We start from the raw sequence: 18,848 nt of genomic DNA on the forward strand, positions 1-18,848 counted from the left end.
TCTAACCCATTATAGCACACTTTTCTAAAAGCTGTAAATGCACACGTTTACAAGCCTAACAAAGATTTTTTTACTTCCAAAATGAAAACCCCAAAGAAAAATTTCTAAGGAGTTCTTTATTTTTTTATAATTAATAAAATCAGTAAAAATGATTATGTTGTTAACATTCTTTTATTCTTAAACTGTAGAGAAAGAGTAAAAGAAAAGCAACTAAACCTAATAGAACAGCAATAATATATCCAGCTCCATAAAAGGTTAGAAAGATAGAAAGTTCAGCCCCAAAAGTATTCCCAGATAAACTATGATTAAAAATAATCATAGATGGAAAAGCTATAACTAAGAAACTAATGTAAAAAATAAGACTAGCAAAAGAAAAATAGACACTAAAATTTATTTTCCTATAAATGAGAAAAAATGATATAAGCAACACCAATCCCAAAATGAAACTATAAAAAGGGACTTGATGAAAAAGAAAATAAAAGAAATTTTCTCGACTTTTTTTATAGTCAAAATTCGTATTCAATTTAGCCTGATTTACCGTTGCAGGAAGAAACATGGTTCCTATCCAAATGACAAGTGCAAGAGATACTTGCCAGATTTTTATTTTTCTTATCAACATTTTTCTGCCCTCCATATTCATTACTATATCTACACTCGCATTTTATAAACATCTACATAAATCAAAATATTAAAAATCAAGAAGAAATGGAAGAAAGAAGCTGAGCAACCCTAAAATAAATGTAAATACTATATATTTTTTCATATCTATCACTCTCTATCTGGACAATTCAACAACCTCATCTGCCATTTCCCAAATAACAGGATTATGCGTAGCGATAATAATAATCCGCTTTTCATTTTTCATACTCAAAAGCAGTTTCATCACTTCTTCACTATTCTCAGAATCTAGTGCTGCTGTTGGTTCATCCGCCAAAATAACCGGTGAATCTTTCAAAATCGCTTTAGCAAGTGCTACACGCTGTGCCTCACCACCTGACAATTCATAAATTTTTTGATTGAGTTTTAAATAGGCTACATTAACTTGTGCCAGAGTTTCAAGCTTTTTTTCTTGTTTAGTTTTCTTGGATAACTTTTGATTAATCAATCCCAAATCCAAATTTTTATCAATCGTTTCATTTTCAATCAATCCAAAATTTTGAAAAAGATAAGACAAATCATTTAGAAAATAGGAATGTTTCTTGATTTTTGATAATTCTTTTCCCTCATAAAGAATACTTCCTTCGTAGGATTCAAGTTTAGCAATCATATTCAGTAAGGTTGTTTTACCAGAACCTGATTGACCAATAATGGCATAAACTTTCCCAGCTTCAAAGGTTAATTTAAAGTTATCAAAAACCTTTCTATGTAAAAATTCTTTTATAATATTAGTTAATTCAAACATCTATTCTCCTTTCAAACTATTTATTTGTCCATTTTCAAAATTCTTCATTTGAACAAGTAGGATAATGAGCGAAATAAACCACAAAGCACTTACAACAAAAAGAGAATATAAAAACTCATTGCTGATTATTGTCAATGTTGGTAATAAAATCAAAAGTAATCCCAACTCTACAAAAATGAACCGACAATGAATTCTCAAGTTGGGCATTCCAGAAATAAATTTTATTACGATTGTTCTTCTGAAATGAGTAAAGTAAAGGACATGGAGTAAAATATAGAAAAAGCTAATGACAATAATCGTTATAATGGCTGATATGATTGCCATACTTAAACTCTCTTTTACAAGATTTGTCTGTGCTTCATACTGTCCATAGGCATTAACTAAATAATGAACCTTATCGTATAGTCCCAACTCTTTCAGCCTATTAAGCGTTTGTTCTTTACCTTTCACAAAAAAGTAATCATTATCCCCTGCCCATGATATGCCCGTTTCTTCTCCTGATGATTGCGGTGTTATCACAACAATAATTGGGTCAGAGATTTCTTGTTGCGTTGTCATTTTCTCATAAGCCACATTGTAAATAAAACGTTTTTCGCCATTTGGTACTTCTTCAACGTATTTCGCCTTCATCTTGGTCTCTTTTTTGCCATTTTGTGTTGTTTCCGTCAATAGTTTGTCGTACTGAGCAATCAATTTTTGACGATTTTTCATTTGATTTTTTGGTATCAGGAGTCCATATTCTCCAAGTTTGAGATTAGAAAAGTCTTCTTTAACATTTATATGTTGTGCTTTCAGATAACTTGGTGTGACAATGAGTTGTTCGTCGCTACTTTCTTCTGGTCCATCAAACAAATTATGTCTAACGAATATCGCATCATCTTTCGTTACTTCAATATTATAAAAGTTCCACCATGCTTCTACTTCCTGAGAGCTAACCTTAAGATTTGGTGCACCAGAAATCGTGTCATAATCTTTTTGTTGCTTCCATTTGTCTAAATCAGCGTCCTGTTTTTTTAATTCGATTTGATTATAGTGAATTCCTGATAGGCTTGTGACAAGGACAATACTCACAACAAATTGCATCAAAACCACAAGAACCATCAAAACTGTTGTCGGCAATTTTCCTTTAATAAGTGAATTGAGTTGACTCCGAGAGAGGATAAGCATGATTATTGCACTTACTAAGCATGACAGTAGCACAAATATCAAAGAAGAAAAGAGGATAGAAAATAAAGCAAAAATGTGAAGCGACAGGTTGCTTAGACCAGTTATGAGCAAGTAACTAGAAGTCCCTATCATAGCAATAATCGTCAAAATTGAGATAAACTTTATATCACGAATACTATCTGAAAATACAGTATTCAACAAGGTCTTTCCAGACAAAAGCTCTATTCCTGATTTTCGTAACTCTGAGATTCTTACAAAAATAGCTAAACCGACAAAAGCCAGAAAGATACTTATCAATAAGGTTACAGCCTGTGGATTACCATAGATATTATAGTACTCTCCTAAGATTGTCAATCGCTGAACAGGTACAGCTATCACGTGAAATTTATTGCTCAAGTAATTGCTCAGTTCCTCAGAACTCGTATGACCTGTCATGATATGGTAGGTCGCTCCCATTCCCAGTAAATCATTTTCAGCTCGATTAGCTTTAGGAAATAAACGCATATTACTCGCAAGCTTCCCATCTCCAAAAGTCATATAGCTCGGCTTAAAACTCCCGTTTCCCTCAGGTCTAACAACTGTAGAAACAATGAATGACTGATGACTCATTGCATAGTTATCTAACGTCGCAACAACCTGCTCATTCTTCGGAATCTGCGTTGACTTTTGATTGATGTTATTCATGACAAGAGCCCCCTTGCGGAAGGCGGTCTGCAATAATATCTTGACTTTTATTCTCAATACTTATAGCATAAAAGGCTGTGACTAACACAATAGCCACAGTCAGAAAAACATACTTTAGTTTTTTCATCTGCATTTATTACCAACTTCTAGTGCCTACCCAGCCATTGCTGTGATAGAAAGTTGCAGGTTCTGCCCAACGCGTATTTAACCATGCATAGGCCTGTTGATTCGCATGAACACTGACAACTCTACCTCCATATTTATCCCCGTAAGTTACTTCAGCCCAATGGTTCCCATAGCTGTTCCAGTAGGCAGCGTAAGCTCCCATACCATACTTTTTGTCATTTGTTGAGCCTTGAGAATAAGTTGAACGATTAATAGCGAATACAGGGCTTACTTGAAGGAGCGTTCCGCCGAGAGTCGCAAGGATAAGTGTTGAAACAAGTAATTTTTTAGTTTGCATTTTTCTACTTCCTTTCTAAAAATTTTTAATCTTTTGTAGAACTTTTTAAAAATTCTACTACAACAAAATTTTTAGTACCTCCTTTCCTCACTTTGAGGGTGTACAAGCCTCTGGTCGAATTCGTTTGTTTAACATTTTTAAGTTGATGTTAAATTTCTATATTTCGATTGTAAACCTTTTCATTTTTGCTTACAATCTTTTTTTGCATAATTTCATCATTTTTGTGACGAAATCGCATTTTCTGTGATGAAATTGAGTTTTTATCAGGTAAAAACAAAAATCACCCTAAAAAAGAGTGATTATTTTATTCGTTTTGAATGTTTTTTGAGTTCTTTTAACTCTTTTTTGCAAACCGCCGGTGCTTTGACTTTTTTCAAGCTTTGTTTGAAACATAGCGTCAATCCGTCTTCTTCAATTCGACGAATTTTATTTGTATCAACAAGTAAACCGCGTCCAAGTGCAAGTAAATTGGGAATTTTCTTTTTTACATCAGAAATCGTACCACGAACTAAACATTCATTATCTTTTGTGATGGCTCTAAGATAATTTCGATGTGTTTTGTCCGCTTCAATATATAAAAGAGAATCTATCGAAATTGGATAACCACTGATTTCGACAATAGTTAGCTCATTTGTAAAACAGTAGAGCAACACTTTCTTAATCATTTCTCTAACTTCAGTATCAGAGTCACTGGCCACAGTCATTTGAGTCCATAACGGAGAGGTAGTAAAGTTCAATAATTCATCTTTTAAGTCAGGATTATCAGTATAGATAAGAAAAAATGCCTTACTTTCTAACTTCTGTATTTTTTTCAGTATTTCGAACTCTTCTTTTTGTGCAATTTTTATAAAACAAGTCTTAACTTCATTAAGGTAAATTTGAAGAAATTTATAGACATGCTGATGATTATAGAATACCATTGTTGCATCGATCTCGTCTTTTATCCCAAGTTCTTTTTCATTTTCAAGAACAAATCGCTCCAAGCGATTTACTGCATAAAAGTCCGCATCAATCAAAATTCTATTCATTTTTTACCCTCAACAAGTAAATTTTAACTATAATCTTATTCCAAAAGTATCATTACCATTAAATATCTTTTTAGTTACGTTTTCAAATTATATTGTATTATACCATTTTATAAGCAAATTCTGCGCTATTCACTCTCTTTTACATATAGCTTGGACTTGAAAGCCTTTATCAAATACGGTAAAATGTAGTAATGAAAACTCTCTATGACGTGCAAGAAATGCTGAAAAAATATGGATACATCAATCTTTTTCCAGATCGTTTGGATGCGATTGCTTTTATGCAAATTGAATTAGGAAAAATGCTTGAATCAGGAATATTTCAAAAAAGCGACCATGACTATTTGACTGCTCGCTTGATTTTAGCACGTGAAGAGAGAATTGAAAAGAAAAAATCTACGACCAATAAAAAATGATTCTTTTTTATTGTCAGATTGGAGAAAAAAACATGACTGCAAGTAAAATTATCGGTATCGACCTTGGTGGAACTTCAATTAAATTTGGAATTTTGACACTCGATGGTGAGGTTCAAGATAAATGGTCTATCCCGACAAATATTTTAGAAGATGGAAAACATATCGTTCCTGATATTATTGAATCAATCAACCACCGTTTAAGCCTTTATAACTTGGACAAATCTGAATTTCTTGGAATTGGAATGGGAACACCGGGTTCAGTAAATATTTCTGAAAGTACTGTCAAAGCTGCTTTTAACTTGAACTGGTCAGATACTCAAGAAGTAGGTAAACCAATCTCTGAAGGTGTTGGTCTTCCTTTCATTTTGGATAACGATGCTAATGTTGCTGCTCTTGGTGAACGTTGGGTAGGGGCAGGTGAAAACAATCCTGATGTTGTTTTCATTACTCTTGGAACTGGTGTTGGTGGCGGAATTATCGCTTCAGGTGAGCTCGTTCATGGTGTTGCCGGAGCTGGTGGCGAAATTGGCCACATTTGTGTTGACCCTGATGGTTTTGAATGTACTTGTGGAAATCGCGGTTGCTTGGAAACAGTAACTTCTGCAACAGGTATCGTTCGTTTAGCTCGTAAATTCGCTGAAGAATACGAAGGTGATTCTACTATTAAAGCAGCTATTGACAATGGTGATGAAGTGACTTCTAAAGACATCTTCTTTGCAGCTCAAGAAGGAGATCACTTCAGCTTATCCGTTGTTGATAAATTTGCTTATTATCTCGGTTTTGCTTGTGCAAACCTTGGTTCTACTTTGAACCCTGCTTCAATCGTCATCGGTGGTGGTGTTTCTGCTGCTGGAGAATTCTTACGTGAAAAAGTTGAAAAATATTTCACTAAATATGCCTTTTCAACTGTTCGTAACTCAAGTAAAATCAAACTTGCTGTCCTTGGAAATGACGCTGGAATTATCGGTGCCGCAAGTCTTGCTCTTAAATTTAAAGGAGAATAATTTTGGTTATTATTATCATTGATATCATTCTTGTTTTAGTAATTATCGGAATGTTTGTCTATCCTCGTTGGAATCTTCGTCGTAATGCTAAACTTGTTGAAGAAGCTGAGTTTGCTCGTTTAATGCCTACTTCTCAATTAATTGATATTCGTGAAGCAAAAGATTTTCGTATTAAACATATTCTTGGTGCACGTAATCTTCCTGCTGGACAAATTGACCAAAGTTTAAATGCCTTAAGTAAACATAAACCTGTACTCATTTATGAAAATGGTCGTCCTGTTGGCGGAGCAAAAGTTGCTAAAAAACTAAAAAAAGCTGGCATTCCTGAAGTTTATATCCTTAAAAGTGGTTTGAATTCTTGGAATGGTAAAACTAAATCTGGTATCTAATTACTAATCGTCTTAGTAGTAAATTTCAAATAAAAAAACTCTCTATCATTAACTGACAGAGAGTTTTTTATTTATAAAGTAATTAACCTACTTCAGCTTCAATCATCCAAAGTGTTTTTTCAATATCTCCAAGAGCAGTCGTATATAAGTCAACTGTCACATCATCACCATCATCACCAGCAATTTTAATGCCATCTTTGAAGAGTTGAGTCAAATATTTGTAAGCAACAATCAATTCTTTCACACGTTCTGAATTAGATTTTCCCCAAACGGCGGGAGTCATTTCAATTTTAGAATTTTTATCAAATTCTGCTAAAGTTGAAACTGGAGAACCACCAATAGTGATTAGACGTTCTGCAAATTCGTCCAAATGTTCATCCAATTGATCTTTCAATTCATCCATTTTTGGGTGTAGGTAAAGAAAACCCGGACCACGCAAATACCAGTGGATTTGATGAACAAGTGCTGATGCTTTTGATAAATCAGCAACTGTTTGATTTAAAACTTCTTGTGTGTGTTCATTTGACATAACTAACCTCCATTTTTTAAATATTAAATGTCATAAAGAAACTTAATATTAACTTTTCTATAAATATATTATAAACCAATGAGATTTTTTTCTCAAATGATTTACTTATTTTCTTTTTTCGCTATATTTAAAGTTACAATTCTTCATTTATTTCGTATAGATTAGTATGGACATTTTATTTATATTTGTAATTGGAAGTATTTTTGGCTCCTTTTTTGGCTTAATAGTTGACCGTATTCCACTAAGAAAATCAATTATTTTTGGACGCTCACATTGTGATTCTTGTCAGCAACTTTTAGCCTATCGTGATCTAATTCCTATTTTTTCTCAAATAAGCTCTGGCTCACATTGCCGTTATTGTAAAAGTGAAATTCCATATTTATATGTTTTTTTGGAGTTCTCATCAGCTTTAATTTTTGTTTTAGCTTGGGTAAATTATCTTAAACCTAGTCAATTTTTACTGATTATTCTTTCACTAATTTTATCTGCTTTTGATTATCGTCAGCACAGTTTTCCTTTTGTTATCTGGTTTATTTTTGCACTCAGTTTTATTTTAATATTTCCTCTTTCTCCCCTTTTCTATTTTTGGCTTATTTTAGCCGTCTTAGCTGAAAAATTCAATTTAAGAGTTGGCAGCGGTGATTTTTTATGGTTTTTTACCGCTTCATTTTCTCTAACTTTCTTAAACGAAATGCTGCTCCTTCAAATCGCTTGTTCACTTGGTATCATTTATTATCTAATCACAAAAAAACGAGTTGAAATTGCCTTCATCCCGTTTCTAACTATTGCATATCTAATGTTGCTTTTTGGGCACCAAATTCTGTCACCGTAACCCCTAAAAGCCTTACTCCTAAACTTTCATCATATTCAAGCTCTTCAAATATCTCTTGTGCTACTTCTGCAATTTCTTCGGGACTTTCTAACTTTTCTGCTAAAGATTTTCTTTTTGTCAATGTTGTAAAATCAGAATATCTCAATTTTAAAATGACAATACTTCCTTTTAATTGATGACTCTTTAATGAGTCGGAAACTTTGCCAGAAATTTTACTCAACTCTGCTTTAATATCATCCGGAAGATATAATAGTTTACCATAAGTTCGTTCTTTTCCAACTGACTTTCGCTCACGATAATTTTTGACTTTCGAGTTATGTATTCCATTGGCCTTTTGATAAAGCTCCCAACCATAAACTCCGAATCTTTCAGCTAAATCAACTGGGTCTGCTTTTTGTAAATCTCCCCCATTAAAGAAACCTAGTGCGTGCAATTTAGGAACTGTCGCTTTTCCAACACCATGAAATTTTTCCACCGGTAATTTTGCTAAAAATTCTAATGCTTCTTCTGGCATAATTAAGGTTAAGCCATGGGGCTTTTCATAATCAGATGCAATTTTCGCTAAAAATTTATTATAAGAAACTCCTGCAGAACATGTTAAACCTAACTCAACAAATATATCATGCTGAATCAACTTAGCAATTTTAATTGCTGATTGAGCACCGATTTTATTTTCTGTTACATCTAAATAGGCCTCATCAATTGAAGCTGCTTCAATATCATCGGTATAACGTTTAAAGATTTCACGAACTTGTTTACTTACTTTTGTGTATTTTTCATAGTTTCCTGAAATAAAAATAGCTTGTGGGCAAAGATCATAAGCTTCTTTAGCACTCATTGCCGAATGTATTCCAAAAGCACGCGCTTCATAAGAACAAGTTGAAACCACGCCACGTCCACCTGTCTGTAATGGATTTCTGGCAATAACAACCGGCTTACCTTTTAAACTCGGATTATCACGCACTACAACAGAAGCAAAAAAGGCATCCATATCAATATGAATGATTTTTCGCGAAGTGTCATTGATGAGTGGGAAAGTTAACATATTGCTATTATACAAGAATTAGTTTTCAGACTCAATAGATTGATTACAAAAAAACTCTTAACAAGTAAGAGTTTTAATTTATAAATCAATAATTTGATATTCATAACCCTGCGACTTAAAAATTGTAAAACAAGCATCCATCGCAAAGAAAATAGTTTTGGTATTATCATTAGGATGAAAAGTTTGAATTTGATAGTCATCTAGCATTTGTTGGTCAAAATAAATATGCATATTATTATAATGTTTACCAACAAGTCCAAAAAGAGAAACAATTCCGGAGTTTAATCCAAGCATATCTTCTAGTCGTTCTTCCGAGACAAAGTGAAGTCTCTTCACTCCAATAATTTCTCCCAAGCGATTCATATCAACCTGTTTAGCATCATCCATAATTATCATATAGAACTGGGTAGACTTTTTATTGGCTAAGATTAAAGTTTTGGAACGACAACCTTCATAATCTTTAATGTAGTTATCCGACTCCTCAGTTGAATGACTTGCTGGATGTTCTACTATATTATAAGGAATTTCAAGCTCAGCTAATAATTCCTTAACTTCTGAAAAAGTTCTCATCAATTCTCTCCTTTATTCACTTTTAGAAAAATACCGATAAAATTAATTTATATAAGACAACTTATTTTTATATTTTGTTTAGTAGCCTAGTAATCCCCGAAGATCTAAAGCTGTTCCTGATTTTGCGCCACAAATCAAGACCAGAATTGCTAAAACTCCTAGTAAGGCCACAATGAACATTCCTGCCCATTCCTTGACTGATATTGCTTGTCGACTTTCTTTTTTCGCTTTAATAAATAAAATGAAACCAATCGTATAAAGAATCATCGCCAACCAAACATATTGCCAACCTGAAAGATAAAGGGCCAGAGCTTGAAAAGCAAAGGTGAAAAATCCTATTAATATATTTTTAATTGAACCTTCTTTAATCCCAATTTTAAGAAGATAAGCTCCAACCAAAGCATAACAAATCATAATTACAGCTGTTGCCATATAAATAAAGACATTATAAGCATTGGCTACAAAATATGTAATGATAATAAAGATTTGAATCATCAGCTGAGTAATAAGCAAAGAATTACTTGGCGCATGATATTTATTCAGCTTACCAAACCAACTTGGCAATAGTTTTTGCTCTGCCAATTGTTGTGTCGCCTCAACTGGTAACATTGTCCACGAAAGCCAAGCTCCTAATAAGGAAATCATTAGTCCAATTGCCATCAGACTTCCGCCCCAGCCACCGACCATCTCGTTAAGAATATAAACTAAGCCTGGTGCTTTAACATTTGCCAAACTTGCCTGGTCCATATAACCATAAGGAAGTAATGATAAAAGGACATAAATGACAAGCAAAACTGCTAGACCAATAATTGTCGCTTTAGCTGTATCCGATTTTTTCTTTGCCCGATTTCCCATCATCGCTGCGCCTTCAATCCCGACAAATACCCAGACCATGACCATCAGCGAGCCTTTAATTTGATCAAGGAGTCCACCAGCAGTCATCGCATGCCAAACTAGGCTTTTGACTGACCCATCCGCAGCTAGATTGCTTGTGAAAGTTTGCCAAAAATGTTGAGTGAATACATCAGCTTTAAATAGGATAATCCCTGTGATTGAAAATACAACTAAAGGAATGAGCTTTGCAATCATAACAACCGCATTTACAAGGGCAGCAGTTTCTACTCCTCGGTCAACTAGAAACATTAATATCCATGAGATTATTGAAACAATAATTACTGATAAAACAGTCAACGAACCATTGGAATTAGCAAATTTGCCAGGGAAGAAATAGTCAGCAGATGTCATCATTAAAACTGCAAAACCAATTGTTCCAGTCCAAGCTGAAATCCAGTAACCCCATCCTGATAGAAAACCGATAAAGTCTCCAAAACCTTCTCGAGCATAATCAGAGACTCCCGAAAGTTTGGGTCTAATTGTAATCAGTCGATTAAAACTCAAGACAAGCATGAAAATCCCAAAACCGATAAAGAGCCATGAAATCATGACTCCACCGGGTGTTGAACCATTGGCGAGGTCATTAGCAAGATTGAAGACTCCACCTCCAATTGCTCCAGAAATAATAATTGCTAATAGTGCAAAAAGGCTAATCCCTTTTGTTTTCTTGTTTTCCATTTACTCACTTTCTACTATTTAATCATAAATTTCCTATAATTAAATTTGTATAATATCATTTATAAATATAAAAGAGTCTCTTGAATATAGAGACTATTTTATATTCTTCAATTATAATTATACTATCAGTTCTTTATTATACACTTTTTATACACTTTAGTAAAACAGAAATGTATTTTATAAAGAATATATCAAACCTGATATTCTCTCAAAAATTCAGATAAGAGTTTAAGGCCTTGACGTAAGGTTGTTTCATCTGTACAATATCCAATCCTAGCATAGCCTGGTAAATCAAAACGATTTCCAGGAATAATTAGGACACCTTTTTCACGAAGAAGTTGGATTGCAAAATCTTCAGTTTTTGTCGGATCAAGTTCTTCAAATTTAACAAAACTTACAGAGACTGCATTGGGATAAACCATTGAGACTAAAGGTTCATTTTCCACCCATTCTTTCAAAATTGATAAATTACCTTTGACAATTTTACGAGCGCGTTCAAGTACTTTATCTTTATGTTTCAATACTAAAGCCGCTACGGCGTCATCAAATACCCCGGTACAAATCAAGGTATAATCCCGGATTTTTCTAAATTCATTACAAAGGTCACGGTCTTGAGTGGCTACCCAACCCACACGAATTCCTGGTACAGAATAAGTTTTAGAAATAGAGTTAGTTGATATTCCTTTTTCATATAAATCAGCAATAGGTGAATAAGGCGTTTCTTCATCTAGTGGAAGATAAACTTCATCACAAAGAATATAAGCATCAACACTGCGTGCAATTTCAACCACTTCTGACAAAAATTTAGGACTCATGATTGCTCCAGTGGGTTGGGCCGCATTGTTTAAACAAATGAGTTTTGTATTACTTTTAACTAAACGACGTAATTCTTCAATTTGTGGCAACCAATTATTTTCTTCTTTAATATGCCAATAATCAACTTGGGCACCTAATGTTTTAGGCCAATCATACAGTTGTTGATAAGAAGGATATTGAGCAATCACATGATCGCCTTGACCAATTAATCCTAAAATTGTAAGGAAATTTGCTCCGGTAGCTCCATTTGTAGATAAAATATTATCCTCTGGCACTCTTTTATAAAGTTTTGCCACTTCTGATTTAAAGGCTGGTGAACCCTCAATCCAACCATAACTGAATTTTTCTTTCATCATCTGTGACATAAAAGCTTCGCCATTATCTTCTTCAAAGGCCAAAACTTCTTCCAAAGATAACGAATCAATGGTTGACTGAGCAATATCAATCGTTGCAGATTTTTCCCAAACATTGAGCCAGTCTTCACAACCAAATTGTACAAGTTCCATAAGTTTTATTTGCAAATTTAAATATTCTTTTAAAAAAAATCATTTAAATTTGTCTTCCTCTCTTTATTTTTTTACTGACAGATTTAGTAATCATTTTACCTTAATATTTATCGCCGATACTTACATCTTGTCAGTAACTTTATCAATATAAATCGTTTACATGTTAATTGTACAATAATTATTGATAAAATATCGGAAAGTTTAACGATTTTTAGACTACATTTATAAAAAAATGCTACATCAAAAATGTAGCATTTTTATCTTTAAGGAATAATCTTTGTTCCTGAATCATTATTGAGGAAGTCTTCAAGATTTTCCAAAGAAGTAATTGTTGCAGGACGACCTGTACGAGCAACAAATTCCATTGCTGCTTCGACTTTCGGAAGCATTGAACCTGCAGCAAATTGACCTTCTTCAATATAAGCTTTCATTTCTGCCATTGTTACTGTTTCTAGTTTTTTCTGATTAGGTTTATTGAAATTAACAAAAACATTATCTACCGCAGTCAAAATCAAAAGATTATCTGCTTCAACAAGTTCAGCTACTTTCGCTGCTGAAAAGTCTTTATCAATAACAGCTTCAACCCCTTCATAACCATCCTTAGTTTCAATGACAGGAATTCCACCACCACCAGATACAGTCACCAAAACACTTGATGAGATTAGTGGCTTAATCGCTTCGGCTTCAACGATACGTGTTGGTTTAGGACTTGGAACTACTCTTCGATAGCCGCGGCCAGAATCTTCAACAAATACCCAGTCGGGGTATTGAGCTTTCATTTCTGCCAATCCTTTTTCATCGTAGAATGGACCAATTGGTTTAGTAGGTTTTTCAAAAGCTTGGTCATCCTTATCAACAACTGTACGAGTCACTACAGAGATGACTGGAACACGTTCCATATTATTTTTTATCAAAGCTCTTGTAAAAGCTTGCCCCATCCAGAAACCAATTTGTCCTTGAGTCATTGCAACAGCTGTATCAATTGGCATAGCTGGATTTTTAGGACTATCCGCCGCTAATTGTTGCAATAAAAGATTTCCGACTTGTGGTCCGTTACCATGAGTGACAACCATTTCCACATCATTATTTCTAATAAGAGGAATTAATTGTTCTGCTGTTGTTTCAAGTGCTTTTTCTTGCGCTTTTGCTGTTGGGTCATCTGTTAAAATAGCGTTACCACCTAGGGCTACGACCATACGTCTTACCATGAAATTATTTCTCCTCTATCTTTTTTCTTATTTAAGGAACAATTCTTGTTCCACTACCAGATTTGACAAAATTTTCAACATTGTCAAGGCTAGTAATTGTAGCAGTCTTACCTGTTCGTTCAACAAAACTAACAGCTGCTTCGACTTTTGGTCCCATTGAACCTTTTGCAAAGCGTTCTTCGTCAACATATTTGCGCATTTCAGAAACTTTGACTGTTTCCAAATGAACTTGGTTTTCTTTCCCATAGTTCAAATATACGTCACCACCGCTTGTTAAAATCAAAAGCTCGTCTGCTCCAACCATCTCAGCCAGTTTAGCTGCAGAGAAATCTTTATCAATTACGGCTTCAACACCTTTATAACCATTACCATCTTTAATGACGGGAATTCCACCACCGCCAGAAGCAATCAATAGACTACCAGATTCTAAGATTGGTCCAAAAGCTTTGGCTTCAATAATTTCAAGTGGTTTAGGACTTGGAACAACTCGGCGATATCCGCGACCAGCGTCTTCCATTAATTCCCAATCAGGAAGTTGCTTCTTAATTTCTGGCAATTGTTCTTCTGTGTAAAAAGGACCAATTGGTTTACTAGCATTTTTAAAAGCTGGATCATTTTCATCAACCAATGTTTGAGTCACTGCTGAAATAACTGGATAACGCTCCAAGCCATTATTTGCCATTGCTCTTGTAAATGCTTGAACGGTCCAAAAACCAATCTCACCTTGGGTCATTGCTCCAACTGTATCCAATGGCATAGCTGGATTTTTTTCACTATCTGAACCTAGTTGTTGTAAAAGTAAGTTTCCAACCTGTGGTCCATTTCCATGAGTCACAACCATTTGCCGGTCATTATCTTTAATTAATGGCATCAATTGTTCAGCTGTAACTTCAAGTGCTTCTTTTTGAGCCTTCGCTGATGGGTCTTTCGACAGAATAGCATTCCCACCAAGGGCTACAACAATACGTTTTACCATTTCTGTACCCCTTCGCTTAATTTTTTATTTATTTTTTGTTAATATCGCTACGAACGACAAAGTAAACAATAAATGTCACTACAATCAGTGGAACAACAGCAACAAGTAATGTATTACCATCAATTCCAAGTGCATCTTGCAAGCCAAGCCAGTTTCCATATACTCCAAAAACAGCAAGGATTCCTAAAACTGTTAAAACAAAAGTTGCAATTAATTCTGCTGTGGACATTTTAGTGCCATATTCTTTTTTGCCCAAAGCATAAAGAATGAAACCAACAGCATAGAGAATTAATGAAAGCCAAACAAATTGCCAACCTGAATAGTACAATGCTAAAATTTGGAAAGCAGCTGCGATGAAACCAATAATAATGTTACTTGTTTTCTTTTCTTGAATCCCTAATTTAAAGAGGTATAAACCAACTAAGGCGTAACAAATCATGATAACAGCAGTACAAAGGTAAACAAAAACATTGTAAGCATCAGCTACAAAATAAGTAACAATCAAGAAGATTTGAACTATTAATTGTGTCAACAAAAGTGAGTTTTTAGGTGCACCTTTGTCATTAAGTTTACCAAACCAACTAGGAAGTAATTTTTGTTCTGACAATTGTTGTGTTGCCTCAACTGGAAGCATTGTCCATGATAACCAAGCACCAAGAAGTGAAATCACCAGACCAATGGCCATTAGTGAGCCACCCCAACCACCAACCATGGCGTTCAAAATATGAACTAAACCAGGTTGTCCTGTGTTTGCTAACTCTTGTTGACTCATAAAACCAAATGGTAATAATGAGAGCAAGATATAAATTACTAACAAGGCAATCAAACCAAGAATTGAAGCTTTACCGGCATCTGATTTACGTTTTGCACGGTCACCCATCATAGCAGCACCTTCAATACCGACAAAGACCCAAATCATAACCATAAGTGAACCTTTGACTTGACTGAATAAATCTCCGCCAGTCATATTTGACCAAGTTAAACTCTTGATGACACCATCAGCATTTGTATTCGCAACGAAATTTTGCCAGAAGTGAGCGCTGAATACTCCAGCTTTAAATGTTACTATTCCAGCAATTACAAAAACAAACAAGGGAATCAATTTTGCAACGAGGACAATTGCATTAATAGCAGCAGCCCCTTCAACACCTCGCATAACGAGTAAGGTCAATCCCCACGAAACAATTGAAACAACAATTACTGACAGAATGGTCAAAGAACCATTCTTAGCTTGAAATACGCCGGGGAAGAAATAGTCAACGGAAGTCATCATCAAAACAGCAAAGGCAATGTTACCTGCCCAGGCAGATAACCAATAACCCCAACCTGAGATGAAACCAACCATATTACCAAAACCAGCACGTGCATAATCTGATACACCTGAAAGTTCAGGTTTATTTACCACCAAATGATTTAGTGATAAAACCAACATTAAAATACCAAAACCAATAACGATCCATGAAATGATAACACCACCAGGTGATGCATTTGTTGCTAAATCGTTAGAGAGATTGAATACCCCACCACCAATTGCTCCAGAAACAATAATCGCAACTAAAGCAGCAAGGCCAATTCCTTTTTTATTTTCTGCGTCCATATCAATCCTTTCAGTGATTTCAACCGCCAAAACAGTCTAATTTTATCTTAGACTGCTTTCAACGACTTAAATCAAAATCTATCAGTTTACTGACAGCTCTGTCAGTAAACTGACAAATTATCTATTTTAATTATTTAAAATCTTCAGGAACTGCTGGGATAAATAAATTACCCAAAGTTGCAGCCATGATTGCTTTGATAGAGTGCATACGATTTTCTGCTTCTTCAAATTGTCGAGCATATTTAGAACGGAATACTTCGTCAGTCACTTCCATTTCTGTCAAACCATATTTTTCTTTGATTTCTTTACCATATTCAGTTTCAGTATCATGGAATGCTGGTAAGCAGTGCATAAAGATCAATTGACCATTGTCAGCATTTCCAGTCATTTTAAGCATATCCATTGTGATACGATATGGAGTCAAAAGTTTAACACGTTCTTCCCAGTTAGATTCTCCCATTGATACCCAAACGTCTGAGTAAATAATGTTTGCGCCTTTAACACCTTCTTCAATATTTGAAGTTGCAAGGGGTTTAGCACCTGATTTTTCAGCAAATTTATTTGCAATATCCATAACTTCTTTAGTAGGATGAAGTGAATCTGGAGCAACAATATGAACATTCACACCAAGCATAGAACCAGTTACGATAAGTGAGTTTGCCATGTTGTTACGACCATCGCCTACGTAGACTAATGTCAAACCTTTAAGATGTCCAAAGTTTTCTTTAACAGTCATAAAGTCTGCAATCATTTGTGTTGGATGCCAATCATCTGTCAAACCATTCCAAACTGGAACACCAGAGTATTTTGCCAAATCTTCAACTTCTTTTTGAGAAAATCCACGACGTTCGATAGCATCAAACATTGAACCAAGCACGCGAGCTGTATCTTCTGTTGATTCTTTAATTCCCAATTGAATATCGTTAGCTCCAAGGTATTCTGGATGAGCCCCAAGGTCAATTGCAGCAGTTGTAAAGGCAGCACGTGTACGAGTTGAAGTTTTTGCAAAGAGCAAGGCAATATTTTTACCTTCAAGGTAGTGGTGAGGAATATTTTGTTGTTTCAATGCTTTCAAATGAAGACCAAAATCAACAAGGTAGTTAATTTCAGCTGGTGTGAAATCTTTTTCAGCAAGTAAGCTGCGACCTTGGAATACTGAGTTTACTTCTGCTTTTGTAATAAGTGGTGATGTCATTATTTTTTCTTCCTTTTTCTATTTTTATTATATTTAATGAATTTTTTAAATTACATTAATAAGCTAGTGATTCACTCTTTCCTAAATAATTTAATTATCAAGTGAATCTATGAAATTATAAGTTTAAAGTATCTCTTCCTAAGCTAAGCTATCAATGAACTTACGAAGATATTTTTAAATCTTTAAGATTACAAATCTTCACGCCAAAGTGGTTGTGACATACAACGTGCACCACCACGGCCACGACCAAGTTCGCTTGAAAGAATTTCATGAACTTTGATTCCATGTTCTTTCAATAACTCAACAGTTACATAGTTACGGTCGTAAGTAACGATTTCACCGGGTGCGATAGCAAGTGTATTTGAACCATCATTCCATTGTTCGCGAGGAGCTGCAATTGGATCACCTGCACCACATTCAATTAAGTCAAGTTCTGAAAGATTCAAGACTTTCTTGAGTGCTGCTTTAAGGTCAGTCAAATGTTCAATTTCAACTTCGTCATCTTTACCAGGGCGAAGAATGAAGACATTGATATTACCAGCACCATCCATAATTCCTGGGAAGACAGTAAATTGATCATGGTTAATCATTGTAAATACTGTATCCAAATGCATCATTGCATGGTTATGAGGAATTTCAACCGCAAGTACAGTGTCAAATGTTGAAAGTGGGTTTGCAAACAACTCTTTAGCAAGATTTTGAATTGTTTTAGATGAAGTACGTTCTGAAACCCCGATAGCTACTGTTGTTTTGTTAAGAATTAATTCATCACCACCTTCGATACGAGTGGTATGGTTACGATCACGCCAGATTGGAGTATCTTTGAAACGTGGGTGATTAGCCATAACATACTCTGTAATCAAGCTTTCAGGTTGACGAGCTGGGAAGGTCATTTTATTAATGGTCATTCCGACACCCATTGAAGCTTGTGGGTCACGTGTGAAGTAGGCATTTGGTAATGGATTGAGGTAGAAATAATTTTCTGCATCAGATCCTGCCATATCGCTAAGTGCTGTACGTTTGATATCCAATTCATTTTTACGAACGCCAGCATAGATTTTTTCGACCATATCTTTTGTTGACATTGAAGTCAAATATTCAGTCAAACCATCATATGTGCGTCCTGGACGGTAACCCGCTTCGTGTAATAAGTGACTTAAGAATTCTTCTTTTGTTTCAGATGATTTTTCAAAAACTTCTGTTGCAAGATTTTCGATATAAACAGTTTCTGCACCATTATCACGCAAAGTTTGAGCAAAGAAATCATGCTCTTTTTGAGCAATTTTGAGATATGGAATATCATCAAATAAAAGTTGTTTCATTGTGTCTGGGGTAATATTTTCAACTTCCGCACCTGGGCGGTGGAGGAGGACTGATTTTAATTTCCCAATTTCTGAGTTAACATTAATTCCATTGTTCATTTTGGAGTATCCTTTCTGATTTCGATTCGGT

At 34.8% G+C, this 18,848-nt stretch carries 19 protein-coding genes; 4 read left to right on the forward strand and 15 right to left on the reverse strand.

The genetic code is table 11. The features are described from left to right. Window positions 1-160: 160 nt before the first annotated feature. The 5 genes from PYW37_RS11480 to PYW37_RS11500 form a co-directional block, all read right to left on the reverse strand. Window positions 161-619 carry a hypothetical protein gene (locus PYW37_RS11480; protein WP_025016833.1) on the reverse strand — a complete coding sequence of 153 codons (459 nt, stop codon included), beginning with the start codon at window positions 617-619 and terminating at the stop codon, window positions 161-163. A gap of 156 nt (window positions 620-775) precedes the next feature. Beyond that, window positions 776-1,402, reverse strand: a complete 627-nt coding sequence (locus tag PYW37_RS11485) for an ABC transporter ATP-binding protein (RefSeq protein WP_023188632.1) — start codon at window positions 1,400-1,402, stop codon at window positions 776-778. After that, complete coding sequence (locus tag PYW37_RS11490; protein ID WP_025016834.1) at window positions 1,403-3,253, reverse strand: bacteriocin-associated integral membrane family protein; 1,851 nt, start codon at window positions 3,251-3,253, stop codon at window positions 1,403-1,405. It lies immediately after the preceding gene. Window positions 3,254-3,389: 136 nt separating this feature from the next. Next, a complete protein-coding gene (locus tag PYW37_RS11495) occupies window positions 3,390-3,716 on the reverse strand; it encodes a lactococcin 972 family bacteriocin (protein WP_025016835.1) in 327 nt (108 codons plus the stop codon). A 299-nt stretch (window positions 3,717-4,015) separates the two neighbouring features. Further along, window positions 4,016-4,744, reverse strand: coding sequence for a LytTR family transcriptional regulator DNA-binding domain-containing protein (locus PYW37_RS11500; RefSeq protein WP_023188628.1), 729 nt, complete (start codon window positions 4,742-4,744; stop codon window positions 4,016-4,018). Between the two features lie 191 nt (window positions 4,745-4,935). Between PYW37_RS11500 and PYW37_RS11505 the strand changes: the two genes are divergently transcribed. From PYW37_RS11505 to PYW37_RS11515, 3 genes are read left to right on the forward strand one after another with little or no spacing between them, the layout of a single operon-like run. After that, a complete protein-coding gene (locus PYW37_RS11505; RefSeq protein ID WP_010906270.1) occupies window positions 4,936-5,157 on the forward strand; it encodes a YqgQ family protein in 222 nt (73 codons plus the stop codon). Between the two features lie 32 nt (window positions 5,158-5,189). Further along, window positions 5,190-6,161 carry an ROK family glucokinase gene (locus PYW37_RS11510; RefSeq protein WP_017865099.1) on the forward strand — a complete coding sequence of 324 codons (972 nt, stop codon included), beginning with the start codon at window positions 5,190-5,192 and terminating at the stop codon, window positions 6,159-6,161. A 2-nt stretch (window positions 6,162-6,163) separates the two neighbouring features. Then, window positions 6,164-6,550, forward strand: coding sequence for a rhodanese-like domain-containing protein (locus PYW37_RS11515; RefSeq protein ID WP_004254540.1), 387 nt, complete (start codon window positions 6,164-6,166; stop codon window positions 6,548-6,550). 82 nt (window positions 6,551-6,632) lie between these two features. Here the strand turns inward: PYW37_RS11515 and PYW37_RS11520 are convergent, their stop codons facing one another. After that, window positions 6,633-7,079 (reverse strand): Dps family protein, encoded by a 447-nt coding sequence (locus PYW37_RS11520; RefSeq protein ID WP_004254538.1) that lies wholly within the window; start codon window positions 7,077-7,079, stop codon window positions 6,633-6,635. Window positions 7,080-7,245: 166 nt separating this feature from the next. Here PYW37_RS11520 and PYW37_RS11525 point away from each other — a divergent pair, with 166 nt between their 5' ends. Next, the gene (locus tag PYW37_RS11525) at window positions 7,246-7,911 is read left to right on the forward strand and encodes a prepilin peptidase (protein ID WP_025016836.1); all 666 of its coding nucleotides are present in this window, start codon (window positions 7,246-7,248) and stop codon (window positions 7,909-7,911) included. On the opposite strand, the gene dinB is transcribed toward PYW37_RS11525, so the two are convergent. The 9 genes from dinB to arcA form a co-directional block, all read right to left on the reverse strand. Next, window positions 7,862-8,956: a DNA polymerase IV gene (gene dinB / locus PYW37_RS11530; RefSeq protein WP_023188626.1), complete on the reverse strand. Its 1,095-nt coding sequence runs from the start codon at window positions 8,954-8,956 to the stop codon at window positions 7,862-7,864. The genes PYW37_RS11525 and dinB overlap by 50 nt on opposite strands. A gap of 78 nt (window positions 8,957-9,034) precedes the next feature. Beyond that, entirely contained in the window at window positions 9,035-9,526 is a 492-nt protein-coding gene (locus PYW37_RS11535) for a prolyl-tRNA synthetase associated domain-containing protein (RefSeq protein WP_023188625.1), read from the reverse strand. Between the two features lie 78 nt (window positions 9,527-9,604). Then, window positions 9,605-11,098, reverse strand: a complete 1,494-nt coding sequence (locus tag PYW37_RS11540) for a basic amino acid/polyamine antiporter (protein WP_015427125.1) — start codon at window positions 11,096-11,098, stop codon at window positions 9,605-9,607. 191 nt (window positions 11,099-11,289) lie between these two features. Next, window positions 11,290-12,420, reverse strand: a complete 1,131-nt coding sequence (locus tag PYW37_RS11545; protein ID WP_014570781.1) for an aminotransferase — start codon at window positions 12,418-12,420, stop codon at window positions 11,290-11,292. Between the two features lie 263 nt (window positions 12,421-12,683). Next, window positions 12,684-13,628, reverse strand: coding sequence for a carbamate kinase (gene arcC / locus PYW37_RS11550; protein WP_012898533.1), 945 nt, complete (start codon window positions 13,626-13,628; stop codon window positions 12,684-12,686). A 31-nt stretch (window positions 13,629-13,659) separates the two neighbouring features. Then, complete coding sequence (gene arcC / locus PYW37_RS11555) at window positions 13,660-14,604, reverse strand: carbamate kinase (protein WP_023188622.1); 945 nt, start codon at window positions 14,602-14,604, stop codon at window positions 13,660-13,662. A 28-nt stretch (window positions 14,605-14,632) separates the two neighbouring features. Then, window positions 14,633-16,201 (reverse strand): basic amino acid/polyamine antiporter, encoded by a 1,569-nt coding sequence (locus PYW37_RS11560; RefSeq protein WP_032943411.1) that lies wholly within the window; start codon window positions 16,199-16,201, stop codon window positions 14,633-14,635. A gap of 130 nt (window positions 16,202-16,331) precedes the next feature. Further along, the gene (gene argF, locus PYW37_RS11565) at window positions 16,332-17,396 is read right to left on the reverse strand and encodes an ornithine carbamoyltransferase (RefSeq protein ID WP_004254507.1); all 1,065 of its coding nucleotides are present in this window, start codon (window positions 17,394-17,396) and stop codon (window positions 16,332-16,334) included. A 188-nt stretch (window positions 17,397-17,584) separates the two neighbouring features. Then, window positions 17,585-18,817, reverse strand: coding sequence for an arginine deiminase (gene arcA, locus PYW37_RS11570; protein WP_004254504.1), 1,233 nt, complete (start codon window positions 18,815-18,817; stop codon window positions 17,585-17,587). Window positions 18,818-18,848: the final 31 nt, after the last annotated feature.

Origin of the sequence: Lactococcus lactis (assembly GCF_029023865.1) — a bacterium.
GTDB classification, from domain to species: domain Bacteria; phylum Bacillota; class Bacilli; order Lactobacillales; family Streptococcaceae; genus Lactococcus; species Lactococcus lactis.